General features: G+C 66.8%; 27 protein-coding genes. 21 read left to right on the top strand and 6 right to left on the bottom strand.

Features of this window, described 5'->3' with window-relative positions; genetic code table 11:
- Window positions 1-3 precede the first annotated feature (3 nt).
- Window positions 4-1173 carry a signal recognition particle-docking protein FtsY gene (gene ftsY, locus ACZ6YI_RS01430; protein ID WP_465777108.1) on the bottom strand — a complete coding sequence of 390 codons (1170 nt, stop codon included), beginning with the start codon at window positions 1171-1173 and terminating at the stop codon, window positions 4-6.
- Between the two features lie 64 nt (window positions 1174-1237).
- On the opposite strand from ftsY, the gene rsmD reads away from it, so the two are divergent.
- From rsmD to ACZ6YI_RS01390, 8 genes are all read left to right on the top strand, one after another.
- Window positions 1238-1807: a 16S rRNA (guanine(966)-N(2))-methyltransferase RsmD gene (gene rsmD, locus ACZ6YI_RS01425; protein ID WP_465777107.1), complete on the top strand. Its 570-nt coding sequence runs from the start codon at window positions 1238-1240 to the stop codon at window positions 1805-1807.
- Between the two features lie 27 nt (window positions 1808-1834).
- Window positions 1835-2338, top strand: a complete 504-nt coding sequence (gene coaD, locus ACZ6YI_RS01420) for a pantetheine-phosphate adenylyltransferase (protein ID WP_465777106.1) — start codon at window positions 1835-1837, stop codon at window positions 2336-2338.
- A gap of 17 nt (window positions 2339-2355) precedes the next feature.
- Window positions 2356-2859, top strand: a complete 504-nt coding sequence (locus ACZ6YI_RS01415; protein ID WP_440325136.1) for a hypothetical protein — start codon at window positions 2356-2358, stop codon at window positions 2857-2859.
- A 71-nt stretch (window positions 2860-2930) separates the two neighbouring features.
- Complete coding sequence (locus ACZ6YI_RS01410; protein ID WP_440325138.1) at window positions 2931-3188, top strand: YfhL family 4Fe-4S dicluster ferredoxin; 258 nt, start codon at window positions 2931-2933, stop codon at window positions 3186-3188.
- Between the two features lie 63 nt (window positions 3189-3251).
- Window positions 3252-4970: a gamma-glutamyltransferase gene (ggt, locus tag ACZ6YI_RS01405; protein ID WP_465777105.1), complete on the top strand. Its 1719-nt coding sequence runs from the start codon at window positions 3252-3254 to the stop codon at window positions 4968-4970.
- Between the two features lie 9 nt (window positions 4971-4979).
- Entirely contained in the window at window positions 4980-5831 is an 852-nt protein-coding gene (locus ACZ6YI_RS01400; RefSeq protein WP_440325141.1) for an MBL fold metallo-hydrolase, read from the top strand.
- Between the two features lie 32 nt (window positions 5832-5863).
- Complete coding sequence (locus ACZ6YI_RS01395; RefSeq protein ID WP_465777104.1) at window positions 5864-6922, top strand: TMEM43 family protein; 1059 nt, start codon at window positions 5864-5866, stop codon at window positions 6920-6922.
- Window positions 6923-6935: 13 nt separating this feature from the next.
- Window positions 6936-7346, top strand: coding sequence for an MAPEG family protein (locus tag ACZ6YI_RS01390; RefSeq protein WP_465777103.1), 411 nt, complete (start codon window positions 6936-6938; stop codon window positions 7344-7346).
- A gap of 88 nt (window positions 7347-7434) precedes the next feature.
- On the opposite strand, the gene ACZ6YI_RS01385 is transcribed toward ACZ6YI_RS01390, so the two are convergent.
- From ACZ6YI_RS01385 to ACZ6YI_RS01365, 5 genes are all read right to left on the bottom strand, one after another.
- A complete protein-coding gene (locus ACZ6YI_RS01385) occupies window positions 7435-8703 on the bottom strand; it encodes an EAL and HDOD domain-containing protein (protein WP_465777102.1) in 1269 nt (422 codons plus the stop codon).
- Window positions 8704-8753: 50 nt separating this feature from the next.
- Complete coding sequence (locus ACZ6YI_RS01380) at window positions 8754-9200, bottom strand: flagella synthesis protein FlgN (protein WP_440325148.1); 447 nt, start codon at window positions 9198-9200, stop codon at window positions 8754-8756.
- Window positions 9197-9502, bottom strand: a complete 306-nt coding sequence (flgM, locus tag ACZ6YI_RS01375; RefSeq protein WP_440325150.1) for a flagellar biosynthesis anti-sigma factor FlgM — start codon at window positions 9500-9502, stop codon at window positions 9197-9199. Before flgM ends, ACZ6YI_RS01380 begins: the two co-directional genes overlap by 4 nt.
- A gap of 105 nt (window positions 9503-9607) precedes the next feature.
- Complete coding sequence (flgA, locus tag ACZ6YI_RS01370) at window positions 9608-10306, bottom strand: flagellar basal body P-ring formation chaperone FlgA (RefSeq protein WP_465777101.1); 699 nt, start codon at window positions 10304-10306, stop codon at window positions 9608-9610.
- Window positions 10306-11619, bottom strand: coding sequence for a methyl-accepting chemotaxis protein (locus tag ACZ6YI_RS01365; protein ID WP_465777100.1), 1314 nt, complete (start codon window positions 11617-11619; stop codon window positions 10306-10308). The genes flgA and ACZ6YI_RS01365 overlap by 1 nt, the downstream gene beginning before the upstream one ends.
- Window positions 11620-11783: 164 nt before the next feature.
- On the opposite strand from ACZ6YI_RS01365, the gene ACZ6YI_RS01360 reads away from it, so the two are divergent.
- From ACZ6YI_RS01360 to ACZ6YI_RS01300, 13 genes are all read left to right on the top strand, one after another.
- Window positions 11784-12701: a chemotaxis protein gene (locus ACZ6YI_RS01360; protein ID WP_465777099.1), complete on the top strand. Its 918-nt coding sequence runs from the start codon at window positions 11784-11786 to the stop codon at window positions 12699-12701.
- Between the two features lie 293 nt (window positions 12702-12994).
- Entirely contained in the window at window positions 12995-13414 is a 420-nt protein-coding gene (gene flgB / locus ACZ6YI_RS01355; RefSeq protein ID WP_331640262.1) for a flagellar basal body rod protein FlgB, read from the top strand.
- Window positions 13411-13824 (top strand): flagellar basal body rod protein FlgC, encoded by a 414-nt coding sequence (gene flgC / locus ACZ6YI_RS01350; protein ID WP_247328420.1) that lies wholly within the window; start codon window positions 13411-13413, stop codon window positions 13822-13824. The genes flgB and flgC overlap by 4 nt, the downstream gene beginning before the upstream one ends.
- An 11-nt stretch (window positions 13825-13835) precedes the next feature.
- Window positions 13836-14486 (top strand): flagellar hook assembly protein FlgD, encoded by a 651-nt coding sequence (locus ACZ6YI_RS01345; protein ID WP_465777098.1) that lies wholly within the window; start codon window positions 13836-13838, stop codon window positions 14484-14486.
- 21 nt (window positions 14487-14507) lie between these two features.
- On the top strand, window positions 14508-15734 hold the full coding sequence (gene flgE, locus ACZ6YI_RS01340) for a flagellar hook protein FlgE (protein ID WP_465777097.1): 1227 nt from the start codon (window positions 14508-14510) through the stop codon (window positions 15732-15734).
- A 64-nt stretch (window positions 15735-15798) separates the two neighbouring features.
- Complete coding sequence (gene flgF, locus ACZ6YI_RS01335) at window positions 15799-16539, top strand: flagellar basal-body rod protein FlgF (RefSeq protein ID WP_465777096.1); 741 nt, start codon at window positions 15799-15801, stop codon at window positions 16537-16539.
- A 62-nt stretch (window positions 16540-16601) separates the two neighbouring features.
- Window positions 16602-17387, top strand: a complete 786-nt coding sequence (gene flgG, locus ACZ6YI_RS01330; RefSeq protein WP_247328410.1) for a flagellar basal-body rod protein FlgG — start codon at window positions 16602-16604, stop codon at window positions 17385-17387.
- Window positions 17387-18076: a flagellar basal body L-ring protein FlgH gene (gene flgH / locus ACZ6YI_RS01325; RefSeq protein ID WP_440324066.1), complete on the top strand. Its 690-nt coding sequence runs from the start codon at window positions 17387-17389 to the stop codon at window positions 18074-18076. Before flgG ends, flgH begins: the two co-directional genes overlap by 1 nt.
- Window positions 18076-19182, top strand: coding sequence for a flagellar basal body P-ring protein FlgI (locus tag ACZ6YI_RS01320; protein WP_465777095.1), 1107 nt, complete (start codon window positions 18076-18078; stop codon window positions 19180-19182). Before flgH ends, ACZ6YI_RS01320 begins: the two co-directional genes overlap by 1 nt.
- 1 nt (window position 19183) lies before the next feature.
- Complete coding sequence (flgJ, locus tag ACZ6YI_RS01315) at window positions 19184-20188, top strand: flagellar assembly peptidoglycan hydrolase FlgJ (RefSeq protein WP_465777094.1); 1005 nt, start codon at window positions 19184-19186, stop codon at window positions 20186-20188.
- A 12-nt stretch (window positions 20189-20200) separates the two neighbouring features.
- On the top strand, window positions 20201-22072 hold the full coding sequence (gene flgK, locus ACZ6YI_RS01310) for a flagellar hook-associated protein FlgK (RefSeq protein WP_465777093.1): 1872 nt from the start codon (window positions 20201-20203) through the stop codon (window positions 22070-22072).
- Window positions 22073-22074: 2 nt separating this feature from the next.
- A complete protein-coding gene (flgL, locus tag ACZ6YI_RS01305; protein ID WP_465777092.1) occupies window positions 22075-23271 on the top strand; it encodes a flagellar hook-associated protein FlgL in 1197 nt (398 codons plus the stop codon).
- 400 nt (window positions 23272-23671) lie between these two features.
- The gene (locus ACZ6YI_RS01300) at window positions 23672-25411 is read left to right on the top strand and encodes a flagellin N-terminal helical domain-containing protein (protein ID WP_465777091.1); all 1740 of its coding nucleotides are present in this window, start codon (window positions 23672-23674) and stop codon (window positions 25409-25411) included.
- Window position 25412 lies beyond the last annotated feature (1 nt).

Here is a 25412-nt window from a genome sequence, read left to right as displayed (position 1 = left end):
CCCTCAGCCGCCGAGGGAGGCTGGCAGCAGGCCGTCGACGAAGGCTTCGGCGTCGAACACGCGCAGGTCGGTCGCGGTTTCGCCCAGGCCCACGTAGCGGATGGGCAGGCCGAATTCGCGCGCCAGCGCGAACATGACGCCGCCCTTGGCCGTGCCATCCAGCTTCGTGACCACCAGGCCGGTGACGCCGGCGGTGTCGCGGAACTGGCGCACCTGGCTGATCGCGTTCTGGCCCGTGGTGCCGTCGATGACCATCAGCACCTCGTGCGGGGCGGTGGCATCGAGTTTCTTCATCACGCGGCCGATCTTGCCCAGCTCGTCCATCAGCCCGCCCTGGGTGTGCAGGCGGCCCGCGGTGTCGGCGATGAGCACCTTCGTGCCGCGCGAACGCGCCGCCTGGAGGGCATCGAAGATGACGCTTGCCGCATCGGCATCCTGCCCCTGCGAGACCACGGGCACCTTGTTCCGCTCGCCCCAGGTCATCAGCTGCTGCACGGCGGCGGCGCGGAAGGTGTCGCCGGCGGCGAGCATCACGGCACGCCCCTCATCGCTGAACCGGCGGGCCAGCTTGCCGATGGTGGTGGTCTTGCCCACGCCGTTGATGCCGACGGTGAGGATCACGAACGGGGCGTGCGTCGCGACATCGAGCGGCTTCTCGACCGGCTTCAGCAGCGCGACGAGTTCATCGCGCAGCGCCTTGAGCAGGGCGGACGCATCCGCGAACTCACGTTTGTGCATGCGCTTGCGCAGCGTCTCCACCAGCCGGGTGCTGGCCTCGACGCCCACGTCGGCGGTGATCAGTGCCGTTTCCAGCTCGTCCAGCAGGTCATCGTCGAGTCGGGCATGGCGGACGAAAAGGGAGGTGAGGCTCTTCGCAAAGCCACTGCCCGCCAGACGCTCGCGCCAGCTCCGCTTCGCGGCGGGCTGCCCGGCATCGCTCCCGGCCTCAGCCAGCGCCTGGCTTGCCTCGGCGGCGATCGCGGTGTCCTCGGCTTCGGCTTCGACTTCCGGCGCCGCCGGCTCGGGTGCCACGGTTTCGGCAAGCGCCTCGGCCGTCGCCGGCATGCTGTCGAAAGCGACCGGGTCGGCTGCCGGGGCAGCGCGCTCCTCGGCGGGCTGTGCCGCGGGCGTCGCAGCGGGTTCGGCGGGCTTCTTCTTCCAGAACTTGAGCATTGCGCGAAAGATTCAAAGACAATGGCGGAATGCTAACACCCCCGCCCCCTCTGGCCGCTGAGCGATGAGCGCGACCGGCCGTATCCGCATCATTGGCGGCACCCTGCGCAATTCGCGCCTGGACGTGCCGGACCTGCCGGGTCTGCGCCCCACCACGGACCGTGTGCGCGAGACCCTTTTCAACTGGCTGCAGCCCGTGATCGAGGGCGCACGGTGCCTCGACCTTTTTGCGGGTACGGGGGCGCTTGGCATCGAGGCGCTGTCCCGCGGCGCCTCCGTGGCCACGTTCGTCGAGCGCGACGCGCGCCTGGCGTCGGCGCTGAAGGCAAACCTGGCCCGCCTGAAGGTCCAGGCGGCGGTGGTCGGCGATGATGCCGGGCGCTGGCTGAAGGCTGGCGGGAAGCCCTTCGACATCGTGTTCATGGATCCGCCGTTCGCCGGGGACCTCTGGGACCAGGCCGCGGCCGCCCTCGAAGGGCACGGCTGGCTGGCGCCTTCCGCATGGATCTATGTCGAGGCACCCAAGGGCAGCCATGTAGCCGTCCCTGAAACCTGGCAGGTGCACCGCTCGGGCCTGGCGGGGGAGGTGGCCTACACCCTCTATCGCCGCACCCCGGTCGATCCGCTAAGCTAGCCCGCGATTTCCCCGATCCGTCCGTCCATGACTCCTACGCTGGTCAATCCGCGCCTCGCCGTTTACCCGGGTACGTTCGACCCGGTAACCAACGGCCATGCCGATCTCGTGTCGCGCGCGGCGCCCCTGTTCGACCGTATCGTGGTCGCGGTGGCGGAAAGCCGTAACAAGGGGCCGGGTTTCAGCCTGGGTGAACGCATCGCACTGGCCCGGCTTGCCCTGGCCGACCTGCCCAACGTGGAAGTGCGTGGCTTCGATTGCCTGCTGGCCGATTTCGTCACGGAAATCGGCGCCGGCGTTATCCTGCGTGGCCTGCGTGCCGTGTCGGATTTTGAGTACGAATTCCAGCTGGCCAGCATGAACCGCCATCTCATCCCCGGGGTTGAGACGCTGTTCCTGACGCCGGCGGAGCAGTACAGCTTTATCTCTTCGTCGCTCGTGCGTGAAATCGGTCGCCTGGGTGGCGATATTTCCGGCTTCGTGCATCCGGCGGTGCAACAGGCCATGCGCCAGCGCTGGCGCAACTCTTGAAAACAAAGGTGATCATCATGCGTAAGTTCGTCCTCGCCGCGTCCGTGGCCCTGACCGCCGTCCTGGCCCTCTCGGCCTGCAACAAGTCGGAAGATACTGACCAGGCTGCCACGCAGCAGGAAGCCGCCGTCGCGAAGCCGACCGACCCGACCGATACCAAGGCCTGGAGCCAGTACTTCGGCCAGATCGTGCGGAAGAACATGCAGGGCATGACCGCCGACCGTCCGTTCCCGTACTTCGTGCCGGCGGGCGATGACCAGGCCGGCCAGGACGGTCGCCAGCGCCAGCTCGAGAACGTGCAGGGCACGGTCGCTCGCGGCGTCACCCCGGGCAACATGCTCGTGTTCGGTGGCCCGGACTCGGCCAAGACCGCCGACCTGATGGTCGAGGCGTTCAAGGGTGCCAACGCCGGCTCGTTCAAGAACGTGATCGTGCTGTTCATCGGCGAACCGGCCGACCAGCAGCGCGTGGGCGACGCCCTGACCCCGACGGGCGCCACCTACCGCTTCGTCGCGATGTAATACCCGCCCTCCGGGCTGGTACAGGAAAGGGCGCCCCCGGGGGGCGCCCTTTTTCTTGCTAAAATGCCGACATGTCCCTCCTGATCCTCGATACCTGCGTCAACTGCGACGTCTGCGAACCCGTATGCCCCAACAAGGCTATTTCGCTGGGCGAGCAGTACTACGTCATCGATCCCGACCTCTGCACCGAATGCGTCGGCCACTTCGATAACCCGCAGTGCGTGGAGGTGTGCCCGGTGGAGTGCATCCCGCACGATCCGGACCATGTCGAGACGCACGACCAGCTCATGCGCAAGTATGAGCACCTCATGGCGAAGGCGGCTTCGTAAGACCTCGGCGTCCCGATGCGGTAATCTCGCTGGTCGAGATATTCCCCGCTAAGTGAGGCCCCCATGGTCCATGCCCCGTCGTGGCGCGTGCTTGCCGCGAGCCTGTTCCTTGCCGCCGGCTCCGGCGCCGCCGTCGCCGATCAGCACCCCAAAACCGCCGCTCCCGCGCCGGCCGTTCGCGGCCCCGGCCATGCCGCCATCGCGAGCGCGAACTACCTGGCGACGAATGCCGGCCTCGAGATCCTCGCGAAGGGTGGCAACGCGTTCGATGCAGCCATCGCCGTCTCGTCGACCCTGGCCGTGGTGGAGCAGCAGAGCTCGGGCCTGGGCGGCGGCTTCATGGCCATGCTGCACGTAGCGAAGGACAACCGCGACATCTTCATCGACGCACGCGAAACCGCGCCCAGGGCCGTCGATATGAAGGTGTACCTCGGCAAGGATGGCAAGCCGAACCGTGACGTTTCCACGCACGGTCCGCTCTCCGCCGGTATTCCTGGCGAACCGGCCGGCCTGGCCTGGCTGGCCTCGCACTACGGCAAGCTGCCGCTCGCCCAATCGCTGGCGCCCGCGATCCGCGTGGCTACCGAGGGTTACCAGCCGGACAAGCGTTTCATCAGCACGATCGCCGAGAACGAGGACGTGCTGTCGCGTTACCCCTCGTCGGCCGCGATCCTGCTCCCCGGTGGCAAGCCGCCGGCGCAGGGCTGGACCCTGAAGCAGCCTGACCTGGCGAAGACCCTGCGGAACATGGCCGAGAAGGGCGCCGACGGGTTCTACAAGGGCGAAACGGGCACGTTGCTGGTCGACGCGTCGCGCAAGGCGGGTGGCAACTGGACGCAGGCCGATCTGGACGCCTATACGGTCAAGGAGCGTGAGCCGCTTCGCGTCGACTACAAGGGCTACCGCATCGTCACGGCACCGCCCCCGTCATCCGGCGGCGTGGCGATCGCCGAAATCCTGAACATCCTCGCCGGCTACGACCTGCCGAAGCTGGATGCCGCGCACGCCACCCACCTGACCATCGAAGCGATGCGCAGGGCATTCCGCGACCACAACGAATACCTCGGCGATCCGGATTTCGTGAAGATGCCGCTGGACATGCTGCTGTCGCCTTATTACGCCGACGGCCTGCGCGCGACGATCTCGCCGGACAAGGCCACGCCCTCCGACCTGCTGCCGACCGCCATGGCCAGCGAACCGGGCATGCACACCACGCATTTCTCAGTGATCGATGCCGACGGCAACATGGTGGCATCCACGCTCACGGTGAACCTCGAATTCGGTTCGGGCTTCGTCGCCGAGGGCACCGGCGTGTTCCTCAACGACGAGATGGACGACTTCGCGCTCGTGCCGGGCCAGCCCAACGCGTTCGGGCTGCGTGGTGCGGAAGCGAACAAGCCGGAACCCGGCAAGCGCATGCTGTCCTCGATGTCGCCCAGCTTCGTGTTCGGCGCGAACCGCACCGCCGTCATCGGTTCACCGGGCGGCTCCACCATCATCACCCAGGTGCTCGAGGGCATTCTCGCCTTCATCGATGGCAAGGGCGCCAGCGACATCACCGCGCAGAAGCGCTTCCACCACCAGTACCTGCCCGATCGCGTCGACGTCGAGGATGGTGTGTTCGACGCCGCGACGACGAAGGCGCTCACCGACATGGGCCATGTGCTACACCCGCGTTCGCCCTGGGGCTTCATGAACGTCGTGACCTGGGACCACCGCACGAACAAGCTGGAAGCCGCCAGCGATCCGCGCCGGCCGTCGGGGCTGGGCAAGGTGCAGTAAGGTAGGCCCATGGAACTCTGGTCACTTATCGGCAACTCGCAAAAACTGGATGGCGGCGCCATGTTCGGTAACGCACCGCGCGCCATGTGGTCGCGCTGGATCGCACCGGATGAAGAGAATCGCATCCCGCTCGCGTGCCGCTGCCTGCTCGTCCGCGACCTCGATGGTCGCAACGTCCTGTTCGAGACCGGTATCGGGGCCTTCTTCGATCCCGCCATGCGCGAGCGCTACGGCGTGGTCGAAGACCGGCACGTGCTCCTGGACTCGCTGGCCGCGGTCGGACTCGCGCACGAGGACATCGATGCGGTCGTGCTTTCCCACCTGCATTTCGACCATGCCGGCGGCCTGCTCGCGCCATGGGAAGAAGGCAAGCCGGCACGCCTGCTGTTTCCCAACGCGCGCTTCCTCGTGGGGCGGGCGCATTTCGAGCGCGCCGAGGATCCGCATCCGCGCGACCGGGCCTCGTTCGTCCCCGACATCATCCGCCTGCTGAAGGAAAGCGGGCGGCTGGAGCTGGTCGACGAAGGCAAGCCGAGCTCGCTGGGCGACGCGGTGCGCTTCGAGTTCTCCGAGGGCCACACGCCGGGGCTCATGCTGGCGGAGGTCGGCGGCGTGGTGTTCTGCGCGGACCTCATCCCGGGCCGCGCCTGGGTGCACCTGCCGGTCACCATGGGTTACGACCGCTGGCCGGAGAAACTGATCGACGAGAAGAAGGCGTTCCTCGACGACAAACTGGCGCGCGGCGTGCGCCTGTTCTTCACTCACGACCACGACTGCGCGATGGCATCGGTGGCCGTGGACGATAAAGGACGTTACCAGGCAGCCGATATCCATCCGGTACTGGCCGGTTGGGCAGGCTGACGCGCGGGCAGGCGCGGATGACAGGGGGCTAGATGAGATCGAAGAAGACATTCAATGGCACGGGCCTGGCATTCGGCGCGCGCGCCGCGGGCGCCGTGGTGCTGCTCTGCGCACTGGGGCTGATCGCCTGGAACGAGCGCCGGGTCATGGACTATGCGGCGGCGCTGGCGCGGCACGGTTCGCCCGTGCTCGACCTGGGCAGCGGCGGCCGTCCGGCGGCTGGCCAGTACGGTTCGACTACCCGGGTCAGCGGCACGCCGCAGATCGTCGATGCGCCGAGGGATGGCGAGTTCAACGTGCGCAGCGAATCGCCCGTGCTGATCCGCCACGTGGAGATGTTCCAGTGGCGCGAGATCACGGTCGGCGGCAATACCCACTACGAGATGGACTGGGTCGACCATCCCATCGATGCGACCGGCTTTGCCAAGCCGGCGGGTCATGTGAACCCGGGGGCTTTCCCCGTCCAGGGGCGGCAGTTCGAAGCAGGCGAGGTGCGGCTTGGGCATTTCCGCCTGGACACCGAGATCGTGCGTGATTTCCCGGGGCGGGTCGATGTGCCCATCGATGAAAAAGCCTTGCCCGCCAACCTCGCCGCGACGTTCACGGCGCACGACGGTGTGCTGGTCACCAGCAGCAAGCCCGAGCGCCCGCGGTTGGGCGACCTGCGCGTGAGCTGGGAGGCCGTGCCGCTCCAGGCGATGACCGTGCTGGCGCAGATCGAGGGCGACACCCTCGTTCCCGCGAAGTCCCATCGGCCCGGTGAGGCGGGTTTCGATGTGCAGGTGGGCGACCGGACCCTGCTCGATGTGTTGCCCGCATTGCCGGAGCCGCCGGGTGCGGTGATCCCCGTGCGCGGCGCGGCGTATCTGCTCGCGATCGCGGGCGCGTTGCTGCTGGCCTCAGGCGGCCGCTTCCGACGCGACATGCTGTTCGCGGTGGGTGTCGGTGTCGTCGTGGTCTCAGCGGTGGCGGGCGCCATGTGGCTGGCTGGCGACGCCATGGCGGCGAGCGTATGGTTGCTCTTTGCCGTGCTGGGCGCGGGCCTCGCCATCTGGCGTGTCCAGCAGCGCGGCCACCGTCCGGCCCACTGAGAAAGGAGTCTTCATGCGCATCACCGGCCTCTACGCCGCCTTGCTCGCCTTGCTGATGCTCGCCATGGCGGTGCGGGTGATGTTGCTGCGGCGGGATACCAGCATCGGCCTGGGCGACGGCGGTAACCGGAAGCTGGCCTGCGCCGTGCGTGCACACGGCAATGCGATGGAATACATCCCCATCGGCCTGATCCTGCTACTGGTGCTCGAACTCAACCAGACGCTACCCATGCTGTTGCACGTGTTCGGCATCGTCCTGGTGGTCGGGCGCGTGGCCCACGCTCTGGGCCTTTCTTCCACCCCAGGCATGTCCGCCGGCCGCGCCATCGGCGCGGCCCTCACGTTGCTGGTACTGCTGGCGATGGCGCTGATGCTGATCTGGCAATACGTGGTCATCCACGTAGTAACCGCGTCTATCAGGTAGCTACGCACTGTGGGAGCGTGCTTGCACGCGATGGGTGCTAGCGGCACCCCCCATCGCGCGCAAGCGCGCTCCCACAGTAACGAATGGCTCAGGCCGCGGCGCTGCCGTCCGCGAAGGCGTACACGTGGTCGGCCCAGGTGGTCGCCTCGACGTAGAGCGAAGCCATCTGGTGCACGTGCTGGTCGCGCAGCGCCGTGTCGCTTTCCAGCTCGCCCTGTTCCCAGTGGCGCACCTGGTCGAGGATGGAGGCGAACGGGCCGGTCCCCTCGAGCAGCGCTTCACGGATCTCGATAGCCAGCGGCAGGTGCTCGAGCACGTACGCCATCGAGACATTCATCAGCGCATCGAGCAGCGAGAACAGGCCGGCGGTGAAGGCCATTTCCTGCAGCTCCGGCTTGATGGCGCGGGCAAGCTTTTCACACATGTGGGCGCGGATCAGCGCCTGGCGAAGCAGTTCCGGCGGCCGCTCGTCCATGCCCGACACGGCCATGGTGAAGATCCAGTTGCGCATGCGGTTCACGCCGAAGAACACCGCGGCCTGTTCCACCGACTTCAGCTGGCGGGGCAGGGCGAAATAGGCGGAGTTCACGCAACCCAGCAGCTTGTAGCTGAGGATGGCGTCGTCGCGCACGATCTTGCCGAGTTCGACCGGGCCGTTCTCCGGGTCCTGCAGGGCGCCCATCAAGCGCAGCACGCCAAGCTTGCTGGGCGTGAGGCGCGGCATGTCCACGCGCTCCGGCCGCAGCAGGTACTTGCCCTGGAAACCGTCCACGTCCTGGTCGACGTAATCCGCGAAGCTTTCGTGCGTATCGATGCCGGTGACGATCACCTTCACCCCGAACGCGTGGACATAGTCCATGTGCGCGCGGGCGGCGACCGGGTGGCGGTGGTTCACCGCCACCTTGGCGAACTGCACGATCCGCAGCAGCGCATCCACGCCGGCACGGTGGGCCGGGTCGGCGGGGAGGTTGAAATCTTCCAGCATGAGCAGGCAGCCGTGGCCCTTGAGCTCACGCAGCTTTTCCAGCAACTGGTCGTCGTTGCCCAGCTCGGCGCTGATGCTGGCGCCGAGGCGCGCGTTGTGGCGCAGGATATCGGCGTGTTCGAGCAGCAGGTCGCGCGACATGTGCAGGAAGGCGCGGTTGTCACGCACCAGGCGCTTGAGGCTGCCATCGGCGATCGCGCTCAGCGTGGCCTGGGTGTGGGCGGTGGCGGCGGTATCGACATCGACGCCCGCCGGGCGCGGGAAAAGCAACTCGTACGCGAACAGTGCCTGCTTGCGGTCGAGGATGGGAACACGAACGATCGGGAGGATACCGTCGTCGTTCACCGCTGCCGCCTGGGGGTTCACTGCCATTGCTGTTCTTCTTGAGCCAAACGGTGGGCGGGAGGGTGTTTCGTCGGCGCTCAGGCCTGCGCGAGTATCCCGGAGCGCAAGCTCACGTGGGTGGTGCCTCGTGGCCCGTAGGTGGAGGCGGCACCACCCGTCGAATCACCGGAGATCAGCGCCAGGGCCTGGCGAACGTGGCCGATGCGCTGGCTGACGATGCGGCCATTGGTCTCGTTGATGGAGCGGCACTCGCGGATGCGCTCGAACGTGGGCGCCCAGCGCGCATCGCTGGCGCTATCGATGCCGCCGGCCGAGCTGAGCTGGCGGCGTTCGCTATCCAGGCGGTCGATGCGGTCGAGCAGGTGGCCCTTGCTGCGCGTCGCGTCCTGCAACGCGTCGCTGTTGGCCTGGTCGAGCGCCATGCGCTCGTCGATCAGGCAGGCGTGCAGCGCATCGACCTCGCGGGCGAGGTCGCCCATCACGGCGCTCAGCGCGGTGTCGAAGTCGCGGCTGCCGGCATTCATGCCTTGCCACCCATCTGGGTTTCCATGGCCAGGAACTTGCTGGCGATGGCCTGGGCGTCCGGCTTGTACGTGCCGTCGGCGATCTTCGAACGGATTTCGTCGACGCGCTTGGTGTCGATGGCGTCCGAGCGGCTGGCGGCGTCCAGCGCCTTGGCCGAATCGGTCAGCTTCACGCTGTCATCCGTGCTGCGCACGGACGCGGCGCCTTCCGCCCTGGCGGTGCCGCCGGCGGCCTGGCTCTGCGAGCGCAGCTGCACGGGCGGCTGCTGGGCCTGGATGCCTGGTTTGATCGTGGTCGTCATGGGTGTATCCCTCGGAACATGTGTCCTTCGAACCCTTTATCGGCCCTCGGGGCACAAACTTTAACTGGCGTTATCCGGCAAAGTGTGACCGGATTCGTAGTTTGTTCATGGCAGAATGGCGACAGACCCCGGTCCGCTGACGACCGCGTCCAGGATCTTCCCTGATGACGCATTGCGGACCTTGACCCTGGCGCCGGTATCCCCGGCGCCCATCGCCACGCCATCGGCGTGTATCACCACGCCATCCACGCTGGCCTCCATGCTCACGGCATCGCCCACGCGAACGGCCTGGCGGCCCGCGAGCATACCCGGTGTGAGCACCGTGCCGGCGTTCAGCGGACGCGCCAGGGCGCGGCCACCCACCTGGTCCAGTGCGGTCACGTAACCGTAGGCCAGGCTTGCTACATCCCGTTCCTCGGCGCGGACATCGCCTGCGCCAAGGCCGTCACCGCGCGCCAGCGGGCGCGTGGTGACCAGGACATCGGTAAACATGTGTACGCGCACCGGCACGCGGGCGGTCCAGCCACCGGGGGTGGGGCAGTGCACCACCACGCTGACCCGCGCGCTGACCGGCCGGTTGCCCGGCACGGACACCGCGAGGGGCGCCGGGCAATCCGCCAGGCGGAGGCGGCTGTCCAGCGGGTCGGCCTCGGCGACCATGCGGGCGCCGGGCAGGGTGCGGTTCTGGACCAGCCAGCTCACGGCGGCGTTGCGCATCGCTTCCAGCGACTGCTCGGCGGAGGCGACAAGCGGGCACGCCGCCAGGCAGGCGGCGGCGAGCGTGGTGGCGGCCAGGCGGCGCATCAGGCGGCGTGCACCGCCAGGGCGACGGAGAGTCCCTGGTTCACGTGGTCGAGTTCCTTGAGCAGGCCCGCGACCATGTGGCTGGCATCCGCGTGGCGGCCTTCACCCAGGGTGATCGCGTAGAGCGAGGCCTGCGCGCTGAAGCGTTCCGCCGCGGCCTGGGCCGCATCGGCGGAGCCATCGGCGCGACGGACGCGGAGTTGTTCGATGCAGCGCATGAGCGGGGTGGTATCCAGCCAGCGACGGTCCAGGCCGGCCGGATCGCGGGCGGCCAGTTCCACGGCGAAGCGCAGCCCCTGGCAGGCCTCGCGGATCATCTGGCTGAGCGTGGCCGCGTCGAGCGCGCCCTCGGTCTCCAGCTTGGCGAGGCCAAGGCGGTGGGCTAGCACCGTGGCGCGCGCGGCCGCATCGGACTGGCGGCGCACTTCGTTGGCGACCCGGCCCAGCGATGACTGGCCCGACTGCACGGTGGCGACCCGACCCTGCAGGGCACCGAGGCCCTGGCGGGCGGCATCGAGGCTGCCACGCGCACCGCGCACGGCATCGTCGATGCGGCCCATCGCGGTCTGCATGCCGGCTACGCCGGCCTGGGTCGTGTCGAGACGGCGCAGGCTGCTCTGCACCGCCTCGTCGAGGTGATGGGAGAACTCGCCGACGGCGTGGGTGACTTCGTCGATTTCCGCCGTGGCCTGGGTGGTCTTCTCGGCCAGTTGCTTGACCTCGTCGGCCACCACGGCGAAGCCGCGGCCGGCTTCGCCAGCGCGGGCCGCCTCGATCGCCGCGTTGAGCGCGACGAGGTTGGTCTGGTGCGCGATGTCCTGCACGGCGGCGGTCAGCTTGCGGATCGCCGTAAAGTATTCGGAGAACTGCGCGTGGTTCTTGCTCATGCCGGCAAGCGCGCTGCGCAGCAGGCGAAGCTGGCCGTCGAGGTCGCCCGCGGTGGCGACGCCCTGGGTGCCGACCTCGCCCATGGCGGCCACGCCGCTTTGCGCGCTGTCCACGGCCGTCGAGATTCCGGCGCTCGCTTCCGTCAAACGGCTGGCGGCGTCGCGGCCGGCGTCCACCGCCGTGCCCAGTTCCTGCAGCGTGGCGCCCAGCGCCTGGGCGCTGGTAAGTGCCATGCCCTGCTGCTCGATCGCCTGGATGGTGGTGGCGGCCGCGGTGCGCGGCTCGGCCTTGGGCGGGTTCAGCAGCGCCCCCAGCGCGCTGGCCGCCGCCGGGTACTGCGCCGACAGGGCGCGCACGCGCGCGGTGTCACCGCTGGCGGCAGCGTGGGCGAGGAGGCGGACGTGCTGGCTCCAGAGCAGGCTCATGTCGTACTTACGCTCATTGATTAGGGTCGCCCCACTACATCGGTCACAGGGGGCGGTACTTGAGCCAAGCAATCCGCGTGCCACCTTTGAACTGTGGGAATCTATAAAGAACCGCGTGGGCGGGCCGATACCTCCTGGACACCTTCAAAAGCAGCATGCGCACCATGGCCCGACCGCTCCTCGACACCGTGGACACCTTTACCCGCCTGGCGGGCCACAACCGCGTGGCCATGCTGCTGTTCCGGCTGGGTGACCGGCAGGCTTTCGGTATCAACGTCTTCAAGGTGCGCGAAGTGCTGCGCCGGCCGCGCCTGGAGCGGATGCCGAGCATGCACGAGCTGGTTTCCGGCAGTTTCGACTACCGGGGGCAGACCATCCCGGTGATCGACCTGGCCGCCGCCATGGGCTATCCGCCGCTCGCCGCCGTGGACACCGCCCACCTGATCGTCACCGAGTTCAGCCGTTCCGTGCAGGGCTTCCTCGTGTCCGACGTGGACCGCATCGTCCACGTCGATGGCGCGCAGATGGCCGCGCCGCCCTCGGCGCTGGGCTATGGCTCGCGCGTCAACGCAGTGACCCGGCTGGATGGCAACCTGCTCGCTATCGTTGACGTGGAGCAGGTGCTGGCGGCCGTGAACCCGCAGCAGGTGGAGATCTCCGACAAGGTCCAGCAGGCCGCCCACGGCCAGCGCGCCGGTAACCGCCGCGTGCTCGTCGTCGACGACTCCCTCGTGGCGCGCACCCAGCTCGCCGACCTGTTCCGCAAGCTGGACCTGGAATGCCTGCTCGCGAAGGACGGGGCGGAGGGCCTGGACATGCTGCGCAGCCTCGCCACCGGCCCGGCCAGCGAACAGGTGAACCTGGTGGTGTCGGATATCGAGATGCCCTCCATGGACGGCTACGCGCTTACCCGCGCCATCCGCGAGGACGCCCAGCTGCGTGGCCTCCGCGTCCTCCTGCACAGCTCCCTGAGCGGCGTCTTCAACGAGGCGATGGTGGCCCGCGTGGGCGCCGACCGCTTCATCGCCAAGTTCCAGCCCGAAGTCCTCGCCACCGCCGTACTGGACCTCCTCCCCGCCTGACAAAGCCGCCGGCCCCGCGGGTCCAGCCGGACCCACTGGACTCACTGGACTCACTGGCCCTGCCGGCCCTGCTGACCCTGCTCTTGTGGGAGTGAGCTCGCGAACGATGGGTGCTCGCGGTGAAGCGTCGATTCACCGTCACCCCAACGCGCCAGAAAACCGGCACCCACCCCGGCGCAAACCAGCCAAACCCCCATCAAACGGCGCCACGGCGCCGTTCCGCGTTCAAGCCCCGGCCGTGGCACGCCTCTTGCTGATCCCCATGGGCCAAGACCCAAGAGGGGGCCACGCCCATGATCGACAAACCGGATCCGCTGCTCGGCATGCACCCACAGGCGCTCAGCCTGTGGCAGCGCCGTGCGGAAATCATTTCGTCGAACCTTGCCAATGCGGACACCCCGGGCTTCCTCGCCCGCGATGTCGACTTCCGCAAGGCCCTCACCGCCGCCACCGGGGCGCTGGACGGCAACCAGCTGCCGATGGCCGCCACCGAATCCGGCCATATCGGCGGTAACCCCGCCTATGCCATGGCCGATGCCGACAAGCTCGCCTACCGCGCCGCCACGCAGCCGTCCATGGACGGCAACACCGTCGATACGCAGATCGAGCAGGCCCAGTTCGCCGGCAACGCCATCCATTACCAGGCGTCGCTGAGCTTCATTACCGCGCAGATCAAGATGATGCGCACCGCCATCACCGGAGGCAGCTCATGAGCCTGCTCAAGATCTTCGACGTCGCGGGCTCCGGCATGGCCGCGCAGTCGGCCCGTCTCAACACCACCGCCAGCAACATGGCCAACGCCGACAGCGTGGCCAGCAGCGAGGCGGGCGCCTACCGCGCGAAGCAGCCGATGTTTTCCTCGGTGCAGGCGATGGTCAACGGCCAGATGGAAAACGAAGGCGTCCGCGCGATGGGCATCACCGAAAGCCAGGCGCCGGTGCAGGCGCGCTACGAGCCTTCCAACCCCATGGCCGATGCCGACGGCAACGTCTGGCAGAGCAACGTCAACCCGGTCGACGAGCTGGTCAACATGATCTCCGCGTCGCGCTCCTACCAGAACAACGTCGAAGTCATGAACAGCGCTCGCCAGCTCATGCAGAAGACGCTCGACCTCGGCAAATAAGGGCCCGATCCATGACCACCGTCAACGGCACCAGCAACTCCAGCGGTTCCCAGCAATCGACCTCGTCGCAGCTCCAGCAGCAGACGCTGGACCAGTCGGACTTCCTGAAGCTCATGGTCACCCAGATGACCAACCAGGATCCCACCAAGCCGATGGACGCCAACGACATGGTGGCCCAGATGGCGCAGTTCTCCCAGGTGGCGGCCACCCAGCAGCTGCAGTCGTCGTTCGACTCGCTCTCCTCCAACCTGACCGGCGACCAGTTCGTCCGCGCGGCCGCACTGGTCGGCAGCGACGTCCTGATCCCGTCGAGCGCCGGCAAGCTCACCGACGGCAGCCTTTCGGGCGCCGTCAACGTGCCGACCTCGGGCACCTACGTGAGCGTCACGATCAAGGACAGCTCCGGCAAGGTCGTCCGCACGCTTCCGATGGGCCAGCCGGATGCCGGCCTGCAGCAGTTCACCTGGGATGGCAAATCCGACGACGGCACGCAGCTGCCCGACGGCGCCTACCAGATCTCCGCCACCTCCGGTACGACGGCCGCTGACACGTTCGTCAAAGGCAAGGTGGAAGGCGTCGGTGCTTCCGGCACCGATGGTACGTACGTGCAGGTGGCCGGTTACGGCGGTGCCCTGCTTAGCCAGATCGCCCAAATCCTGTAATCCCACCGAGGACATCCCTCCATGCCTTTCGATATCGCTCTCAGCGGCATCAATGCCGCTTCCACGGACCTGGAAGTCACCGCCAACAACATCGCCAACACCAGCACCGTGGGCTTCAAGGGCTCGCGCGCGGAGTTCTCGCAGGTGTATTCGGTGGCCGGCCAGAACCTCGCCGCCACTGCCGCGGGTAATGGCGTGCGCGTGACCAACATCGCCCAGCAGTTCAGCAACGGCAACATGTCGCAGACGGGCAACTCGTACGACATGGCCATCAGCGGCACGGGCTTCTTCACGCTGCGCGATGGTTCGGGCTATTCCTATTCGCGTGCCGGTAACTTCCACCCGGACGACAACAACTTCATCGTGAACGCGACCGGCCAGCACCTCCAGGTGTATCCGCCGACCGCGTCCGGCGGCTTCGACCAGAGCGCGCTGAAGGACCTGCAGCTGACCTCGGGTACCTCCGCCGCCAAGGCCAGCGCCAACATCGGCATCTCGGCCAACCTTTCGGCCAGCGCCGCGGCGCCCGCCAACGCCACGTTCGACCCGAAGGACGACACGTCGTACAACTCCATGTCGACGTTCCAGGCCTACGATTCGCTGGGCGCGGCGCATACCGTCAACGTCTATTACGCGAAGGACGCGGCTGGCTCCAACAGCTGGCAGGCCTACATGACGGTCGACGGCACCCAGGTCGGTACTCCGCAGGCCATGACCTTCAGCAGCGGCGGCGCCATCCTGACCCCGGCCAGCAACAAGCTGAACTTCGGCAACGTTTCGCCGAACCCGGGTGCCAACCCGATGAACCTGACCCTGGACATGAGCAAGGTCACCCAGTTCGGTGACGCGGCCTCGACCACGGCGACGACCAACGACGGCTACCCGGCCGGCAAGTTCTCGGCGATCGACGTGTCGTCCGAAGGCGTGGTGTCGGCGAAGTACACCAATGGTGACTCGGTGGCGCTCGGCCAGGTCGCCCTGGCGACGTTCGCCAACCCGCAGGGCCTGCGCCAGCTCAACGACACGAACTGGGCCGCCTCGGCCGATTCGGGCCAGCCGGTGCGTGGCTCGGCGGGCTCCGGTGACATGGGCGCCATCCAGTCCGGCCAGCTCGAGGCCTCGAACACGGCCGACCTGACCGCCCAGCTGGTCAACATGATCAAGGCGCAGCGCAACTACCAGGCCAACGCCCAGGTCATCTCGACCGATAACACGCTGACCCAGACGATCATCAACATCCGCAACTAAGCCCCGCTGGCGGGCGTGGCCGTGATGGCCGCGCCCGCCCCGGGCCGTCGCAGGGGAAACCGCCATGGACCGTTCCGTATATGTCGCGATGACCGGCGCCACGCAGACCATGCGTGCGCAGGCCGAGGTCGCACACAACCTGGCCAACGCCAACACCACCGGCTTCAAGGCCGAGCTGTCGGCGTTCCAGAGCCTGCCGGTCCAGGGCGATGGCTTGCAGACCCGCATCAACGGCGTGGCCCAGGGCATCGGTTTCGATACCACCCAGGGCAACCAGATGGCCACGGGCAACGACCTGGACATCGCCGTGCAGGGCAATGGCTGGATCGCGGTGCAGACGCCGGATGGCAACGAGGCCTACACCCGCGCCGGCAACCTGCGCATCGACGCCGACGGTCTTTTGACGGACATGCGTGGAAATGCCGTCATGGGCGGCGGTGGTGCCATCACCATCCCGCAGGCATCGAGCGTGAAGATCGGCAGCGACGGCATCATTTCCGTCGTCCCGCTCGGGCAGGCGCCGAATACGCTTACCACGACCGACCGCATCAAGCTGGTCAACCCGGGCGACGAGACGCTGCAGGCCGGCGCCGATGGCCTCATGCATACGCGTGACGGCAATCCGGCCGAGGCGGACGCCAATGTCCGCGTGGTCTCCGGCGAGCTGGAATCCAGCAACGTCAACCCTTCCGAAGTGCTCGTGAAGATGATTTCGCTCTCCCGCGAGTACGAAATGCAGGTCCGATCGATCAAGGCCGCCGACGAAAACGCCCAGTCGGCATCGAAATTGCTACAGGTGGGGTAACCACCGCCGCGCGACGCAAATCCGTCGCGGCATAGCAGGCGCCAAGCGCGCAGGAGTCAAAGATGTTCACGTCCCTCTGGATCGCCAAGACCGGCCTCGATGCGCAGCAGACGCGCATGGATGTCGTCTCGAACAACCTGGCCAACACGAACACCACCGGCTTCAAGCGCGCCCGTGCCGAGTTCGAAGACCTGGCTTACCAGAACCGTGGACAGGCCGGTGGCCAGACCACCGAACAGACGACCTCGCCGACCGGCTTCATGATCGGTACCGGTGTTCGCGTCGTCGGCACCCAGAAGATGTTCGAGCAGGGCGGTTCGCAGCAGACCGACAACCCGCTCGATGTGCGCATCGATGGCCGCGGCTTCCTTCAGGTCACCATGCCCGACGGCACCGTGGGCTACACGCGCGATGGTTCGCTCAAGCGCGACCAGGATGGCCAGATCGTCACCAACGACGGTTACCCGATCGAACCGGCCATCAACATCCCGGCGAACGCCACCGCCGTCACCATCGGCAACGACGGCACGGTCAGCGTTACGACCCAGGGCTCGTCGGTGTCGCAGACGGTGGGCCAGATCCAGCTCGCCGATTTCGTGAATCCCGCGGGCCTGGAGCCTCGCGGCGACAACCTTTACCTGGAGACCACCGCCAGCGGCACGCCGCAGACGGGCACGGCCGGCCTCAACGGCCTCGGCAACATCCAGCAAAACGCCCTCGAAGCGTCGAACGTCAACGTCGTCGAGGAAATGGTGAACATGATCGAAACCCAGCGCGCCTACGAGATGAACTCGAAGGCCGTGTCGGCGGCCGACCAGATGCTCCAGTTCATCACCCAGAAGACCTGATGACCCACGCCATGAATCGCCTCGCTCGCCTGATCCTCGCCGCGCTCCCGATCGCCACCCTTGCCGGTTGCGCCATCGTGCCGCCCACGCCGAAGCCCATGTACAGCGCCACGCTGCCGGAAGAGCCGTCCCGTTCGGCCATGCCGAGCGGTTCCATCTATGCCGACCAGCAGTCGATGGAACTGTTCGCCGACCCGCGCGCGCACCGCACCGGCGATATCCTCACGATCACCCTGGTGGAAAGCACGCAGGCCAGCAAGAAGGCCGCGACCAGCACCAGCAAGAAGAACAGCAACAACATCACCGCGCCCTCTATCCTCGGCCACGGCCTGAAGGTCGGCGGCAATGTCGCGGACAGCAGCCTCGCATCGAACAACGCGTTCGCGGGCGACGGCTCGTCCAGCCAGAGCAACACGCTGAACGGCGAAATCACCGTCACCGTCGCGCGTCGCCTCAGCAATGGCGCGCTGGTGGTGCAGGGCGAGAAGTGGCTCACCATCAACCAGGGTGAAGAGCTGGTCCGCATCTCCGGCATCGTGCGCCCGCAGGACATCGGCAACGACAACGTCGTGCTGTCGAGCCGCGTGGCCGATGCCAAGATCGAATACGTCGGCAAGGGCACCCTGGCCGATTCGAACACGCGTGGCTGGCTGTCGCGCTTCTTCGATTCGAAGTGGATGCCGTTCTGATGAAGACCATCCTCCGCACCGCAGCCGTCGTGCTGGCGCTGTTCGCGATCCTGCCGGCGCATGCCGACAAGATCCGCGACCTCGCGCAGGTCGGCGGCGTGCGCAGCAACCAGCTCGTCGGTTATGGCCTGGTCGTCGGCCTCGACGGCAGCGGCGACCAGACCAGCCAGGCCCCGTTCACCACGCAGAGCCTGGAGAACATGCTCCAGCAGTTCGGCGTGAACGTGCCGGCCAACGTGCGTCCGCAGCTGAAGAACGCCGCGGCCGTGACCATCACCGCCGAGATCCCGCCGTTCGCCAAGCCGGGCCAGAAGATCGATGTCACCGTGGCCTCCATCGGCAACGCCAAGAGCATCCGCGGCGGCGAGCTGCTGATGTCGCCGCTGAAGGGTGCGGATGGCCAGGTGTACGCCATCGCCCAGGGCAGCGTCATCGTCGGTGGCGTCAGCGCGCAGGGCAAGAGCGGTTCCAGCGTCCAGGTGAACATCTCCGCCAGCGGCCGCATCCCGGGCGGCGCGAGCATCGAGCGCAGCGTCGCCACGTCGTTCGACAAGGGCGGCGACATCATGCTCAACCTCAACACCGCCGACTTCATGACGGCGAACCGCGTGGCCCAGGCCGTGAACCAGAACTTCGGCGCCGGCACGGCCAACGCCATCGATTCCGGCACCATCGCCGTGCGCGCGCCGCTCGATCCGTCGCAGCGTGTCTCCTGGCTCGCGACGATCCAGTCGCTCGATGTCACCCCGGGCGACGCACCCGCGCGCGTCATCGTCAACTCGCGCACCGGCACCGTCGTCATCGGTTCCGACGTGAAGGTCGGCACGGCCGCCGTGGCGCACGGTTCCATCCAGGTCACGATCAGCGAGCAGCCGCAGGTCAGCCAGCCCGGCGCGTTCAGCCGCGGCCAGACCGCCGTGGTGCCGAGCAGCCAGGTCGCGGTCAGCGAGAACGGCGGGCACATGTTCAAGTTCGGCCCGGGCACCAGCCTCGATTCGATCGTGCGCGCGGTGAACCAGGTCGGCGCGTCGCCGAGCGACCTGATCTCCATCCTCCAGGCCCTGAAGGAATCCGGCGCGCTGCGCGCCGAGCTGGTGGTGATCTGACATGACTACCGCGGTCGACAACCAGCGCCTTGGCACCTACGCGGATATGTCCGCGTTCGCCGGCCTGCGTACGGCCGCGCAGAACGATTCGAAGTCGGCGCTGCCGGTCGTCGCCAAGCAGTTCGAATCCATCTTCACCCAGATGATGCTGAAGTCCATGCGCGACGCCAGCGCCGCCATGGGTGGCGATGACCTCATGGGCTCCAGCGCCGCGAACTCCTACCGCGACATGCTGGACCACCAGCTCTCGGTCACGCTTTCGCAGGGCAAGGGCATCGGCATCGCCGACATGCTCATCCGCCAGCTCGGCGGCAGTCCCTCGACCGCCGATGCCGGCAGCGACAACGGCCTGTTCGCCGGCGTCACCGGTTCCGCCTCGACGGCCGATGCCGTGTCCTCGAAGTCGGACCAGGACAGCGGCCTGATGAGCTCGCTCGAGCACATGCTCAGCGGTGCCGGCAAGGCCGTGGGGCAGGGCGCCAGTGCCGTAGCCAACGCCATCGGCTCGATCGACAGCCCGCAGGAGTTTGTCGAGAAGTTCGCCCCGCACGCGATCGAGGCCGCGAAGAAGCTCGGCGTCTCCGTGCGCGCCCTGCTCGCGCAGGCCGCGCTCGAGACCGGCTGGGGCAAGCACATGCCCGCGCAGGGCGGTAACAACAGTTTCAACATGTTCGGCATCAAGGCGGGCAGCAGCTGGGATGGCAAGCGCGTCAACGTGCCGACACTGGAATACGAAAACGGCGTGGCCGTGCGCAAGAAGGACAGCTTCCGCGCCTACGACTCGCCGTCGGAATCGTTCAAGGATTACGCCGACATGGTGGCCAGCAGCCCGCGTTACGCGAAGGCGGCCGGCCGCGGCGACGATATCGCGGGCTTTGCCCACGCGCTTACCCAGGGCGGTTACGCCACGGACCCGAGCTACGCGCAGAAGCTGACCGATATCGCCAATGGCCCAGTGATGAAGCAGGCGCTCGCCGCGCTGAAGCACATCGCGGCAGATCTGTAAAAGGAAAAGACGATGGCTGACCTGCTTTCCACCGGCGTTTCGGGCCTGCTTGCATCGCAAGTCGGCTTGTCGACCGTTGGCAACAACATCAGTAACGTGAACACCGTCGGCTATAGCCGGCAGGTGACGGGGTTCAATGCGCGTGCGCCGCAGTTCCAGGGTGGCTACTACGTCGGCCAGGGCGCCGATGCCGTCAGCGTGCAGCGCGCGTACAGCCAGTTCCTGACCCAGCAGGTGTGGTCGGCGAACTCGAGCCAGAGCCGCGCGGCGCAGTACGCCGGCCTCACCGCGTCGGTGAACAACGTGGTCAGCGGCTCGACCAACCTGCAGAGCTCGCTGGATAGCTTCTTCGGTGCGATCAGCGACGTGGCCAACGCGCCGGTGGATACCGCGAGCCGCCAGGCCCTCATCGGCCAGATGAGCTCGCTGGTCTCCACCTTCAAGTCACTCTCCACGCAGTTCCAGTCGCTGGATGCCCAGACCAACCAGCAGATCAGCAGCGCGGTCGACAACATCAACACGCTGGCCAAGAACATCGCGAACCTCAACGCGCAGATCCAGAAGGGTTACGCGAGCGGTGCCGAGCCCAGCGAACTGCTCGACCAGCGTGACCAGGCCGTTTCCGATCTCTCCAAGATCGTCGGCGTCAGCGTCACCCAGACCAGCGATCACATGTACACGGTCAGCGTGGGCAACGGCCTGCCGCTGGTCAACGGCACGAACTCCACGAAGCTCGCCACGGCCACGAACCAGTACGACTCGTCGCGGCTGGAAGTGGTCGATACGCAGGGCACGGTAATCTCTGGCCAGCTGGGCTCGGGCTCGCTCGGCGCGACGTTCGATTTTCGCACCAATGTGCTCGACCCGGCCCGCAACCAGCTCGGTCGCTCCGCCATCGCGCTGACCAGCGCGATGAACAAGCAGAGCGCGCAGGGCATCGACCTGAACGGCGACGCCGGCGGCAACATGTTCAACATCGCCGACCCGGCGGTGTTCAACAGCACGAAGAACACCGGCACCGGCTCGGTCTCCGCCGTGGTGTCCGACGTATCCAAGCTCGATAGCTCCGATTACATCCTGCGCTTCGACGGGGTGAAGTGGTCCGCCGCCACGACGGCGGGCGTGACCGTGCCCATGACCGGTACCGGTTCGGCCACCGATCCGTTCGTGGTCGGCGGCATGCAGATCACCGTGGCCGCGGGCGCGGCGGCGGGCGATTCCTTCCAGATCCAGCCGACCCGCAACGCCGCGTCGACGATCAGCGTGGCGATAAGCGACACCAACAAGATCGCAGCATCCGGCCCGCTCGCCGCCGGCAAGGCCTCGACCAACACCGGCAGCGGTGTGCTGGGCGGCCTGACGGTGACCGATACGGCCAACCCGAACTTCAAGACGCCGGTCAATATCGTCTTTACCTCGGCCAACACCTACAGCATCAACGGTGGGCCGGACCAGAACTACACCTCGGGCGACACGATCACCGGTAACGGCTGGTCGCTGAAGCTGACCGGCAAGCCCGCGCTCAACGACACGTTCACCGTGAAGCCGGCCGGCAGCTCGAGCGGCGACAACGGCAACGCGCTGGCCATGGCCAACGTCGCCAATGTCGGCGTGCTCGATAACGGCGTGACGACGGTCGGCAAGTCGTACAGCCAGCTGGTCGCCCAGGTTGGCACGGCTGGTGCATCCGCCAATACGGCGCTGAGTGCACAGCAAAGCATCCTCGACCAGGCCACGGCATCGCAGCAGAGCGTTGCGGGCGTGAACCTGGATGAGGAGGCCGCCAACCTCCTGAAGTTCCAGCAGGCGTATTCGGCGTCCGCCCAGGTGATCACCACGGCGAACTCCATCTTCCAGTCCCTCCTTTCCGCGGTGCAGAGCTGATCATGCGTATCTCCACGACCTGGCAGCAGCAACAGTCCGTCAACCAGATGCTCAACCGGCAGTACGACCTGTCGCAGACGCAGCTGGCCCTCGGCAACGGCAAGGCGATGCAGAGCCCGTCGGACAACCCCGCCGCCGCGGCGCGGGCGGTCGACGTCAATTCCGCCAGCGCGCAGAACGACCAGTACTCGCGCAACATCAACATGGCCACCACGCGCCTGTCGACGGAAGAGCAGTCGCTGTCGAACGCGTCGGATATCCTCGATCGCATCCGTACGCTCGCGCTCGAAGGCAGCAACGGCACGCAGACCGATGAGTCGCGCAAGTCGATCGCGACGGAACTTCGGCAGACGCTGCAGCAGCTCGTTGCGCTGGGCAATACGAAGGACGGGCAGGGTGAATTCATCTTCGCCGGCAATCGCACGTCGGCGCAGCCGTTTACGCAGTCGGGCCTCGGTGTTTCCTATAGCGGCGACCAGGGCCAGCGCATGGTCGCGGCCGGTGCCGGGCTGCAGGTGGCCACGGGCGATAGCGGTGACGACGTTTTCATGTCGATCAAGGGCGGCAACGGTACGTTCCAGACCGCTGCGGGCGCGACGAATACCGGTACCGGCGTCGTCGGTGCCACCACCGTGACTGATGCCTCGGCGTGGACGGGTGGCAGCTACACGATCACGTTCACCGATGCATCGAACTACGAAATCCATGACGCTGCGGATCCGACCGGTCCTGCGATCAGCACGGGTACGTACGCGGGTAACTCGGGCGTCATCAATTTCAACGGCGCGCAGATCAACCTGACCGGTGCGCCGGCCGCCGGCGATTCGTTCTCGGTCACGCCGTCGTCGTCGCAGGATGTGTTCTCCACGGTCGCAGGCCTCATCACGGCGTTCGAAACGCCGGGTGGCGGCGCGGCGATGAACAACGCGGTGAATGCGCAGCTGCAGAATCTCGACCAGGCCCAGGGCAGCTTCCTCAATACGCGTACCCAGATCGGCGCGCGGATGAACACGCTGGACCAGCAGACCAGCCTGGGCTCGGACATGAAGCTGCAGTACGACACGACGCTCTCGGGTCTGCAGGATCTCGACTACGCCAGCGCGGCGAGCAAGTTCTCGCAGCAGCAGAGCGCGCTCGATGCCGCCCAGCAGGCCTACGTGAAGATGCAGAACCTTTCGCTCTTTAATTACCTGAAGTAATTCAGGTACTGAATGGCAGAACGCGTAAGACGTTCACCATGGATGGCTTTGCCGGGCGGTTGCCACCACGCCTCGGTTTCTTGCGACACCTTGGGTTGACCTTTCCACCAACGGCACGGTTGCCGGCCCGGATCCCCCTGGCCGGATTTCCACACAGGAAGTGAAAAATGGCCCTAAACCCCGGCGCACCCGTGCCGATACCTCCCTCGACAGTGGCAGGGCAGGGCTACGTCCCAGGCCCCCGTCAAAAAATAACTGTTGACAGGTAGAAAAAGTTCTCAAGTTTCCTCCCGGCGTGCCGTAAACCTCTCTGAGGCGGAAGGCTTCCCTATCGGAACCCCGCCGGAATACGCCGACACCTACTCCGGCCATTCGGTTCCGCTACCAAAGGATCATTACGATGTCTCTGACCATCAACACCAACATCATGTCGCTGAATGCTCAGCGCAACCTGTCGACCTCGCAGACGAAGCTGTCCTCGGCTATCGAGCGCCTGTCCTCGGGTAACCGCATCAACAGCGCCAAGGACGACGCCGCCGGCCTCGCCATCTCGACCCGCATGACGACCCAGATCAACGGTCTGAACCGCGCGGTGCAGAACGCGAACGACGGTATCTCGCTCTCGCAGACCACCGAGTCGGCCCTGGACGAAGTCACGAACAACCTGCAGCGCATCCGCGAGCTGGCCGTTCAGTCGACCAACGCCTCCAACTCCAACTCCGACCGCGCGGCGCTCGACTCTGAAGTCCAGCAGCGCCTGTCGGAAGTCACCCGTATCGCCACGCAGACCAACTTCAACGGCATGAAGGTCCTCGACGGCTCGGCCAAGAACCTGAGCTTCCAGGTCGGCGCGAACGTCGGTGAAGTGATCAACGTTGGCCTCGATAAGGGCATGAAGGCCGACCAGGTCGGCTCCCTGGCCAGCACGACGGTGTCGGCCAGCTTCGCCACGGGCCTTAAGCTCGCCACGAACGACCTGACGGTCGACACGGGTGCGGGCGCCGTGAGCGTCGCTCCGGCTACCTACAAGAACGTCGACGACCTGGTCACGGCGATCAACACGGCTGCGGGCGGCACGGCCATTGCCAGCAAGGACGCCACCACCGGCGAGCTGAAGATCTCCAACAGCTCGACCACGGCAGGCATCACCTTCGGTGGTTCGGCTGCTGCGACCCTTGGCCTGAGCACGGTGGGTAAGGCTACCGCTGGCGGCGCCACGAGCACGCCGGGTACCGCCACGAACGACATGACCGGCAAGTTCGCTACGCCTCTCACGATCGCGGCGAATGCCCTCACCATTGGTGGCCAGAGCGTCGACGGCACCTTCAACAGCATCGCAGACCTGAAGGCCAAGATCGATGGCCTCGGCATCACGGGTCTCACCACCTCGGTCACCGGCGAATCGCTGACCCTCAGCAACTCGACCGGTGCCGACATCGCCATTGGCGGTGCTGACGCCACCACCCTGGGCTTCGGCGCCAAGGTTGATGCCGCGACCACCGGCACCGGCGCTGCGACCCCGGCTACCGCCACCAGCACGGCCAAGGCCGCCCTCGCTGCCAACCAGCCTGTGACGATCAAGGACGGCGACCTGAAGCTGCAGATCGGCAGCGGCGACGCCTTCAGCATCTCGGGCACGTTCAAGTCGACCCAGGACCTGGCTGACGCGATCAACAGCAAGTCGTCGGAAGGCGTCACCGCGTTCGTCGACAAGGATGGCAACCTGAACCTGTCGTCGTCGCAGGCGATCAAGGTGACGGTGGCCGCTAACAGCACGGCCGAGACGCTCGGCTTTGCGGACGCCAACGTCGCGGTCGATACGAGCCACACCCTGGCCGATTCCAGCGTCAAGACCGTGGATGATGCCAATGCCACGATCAACCGCATCGATGCCGCCCTGCAGTCGGTTTCCGACCTGCGCTCGACCCTCGGTGCGGTACAGAACCGCTTCGAGTCGACCATCTCCAACCTGCAGAACATCTCGCAGAACCTGACCTCGTCGAAGTCGGCCATCACCGACGCCGACTTCGCCCAGGAAACCGCGAACATGTCCTCGGCGCAGATCCTGCAGCAGGCCGGCGTCTCGGTGCTCGCCACCGCGAACCAGTCGCAGCAGATCGTGACCAAGCTCCTCGGCTAAT

It is taken from the genome of Luteibacter sp. NPDC104163 (assembly GCF_055584245.1).
The sequence above is the reverse complement of the archived record's forward strand: the minus strand, read 5'-3'. Positions and strand labels throughout refer to the sequence as shown.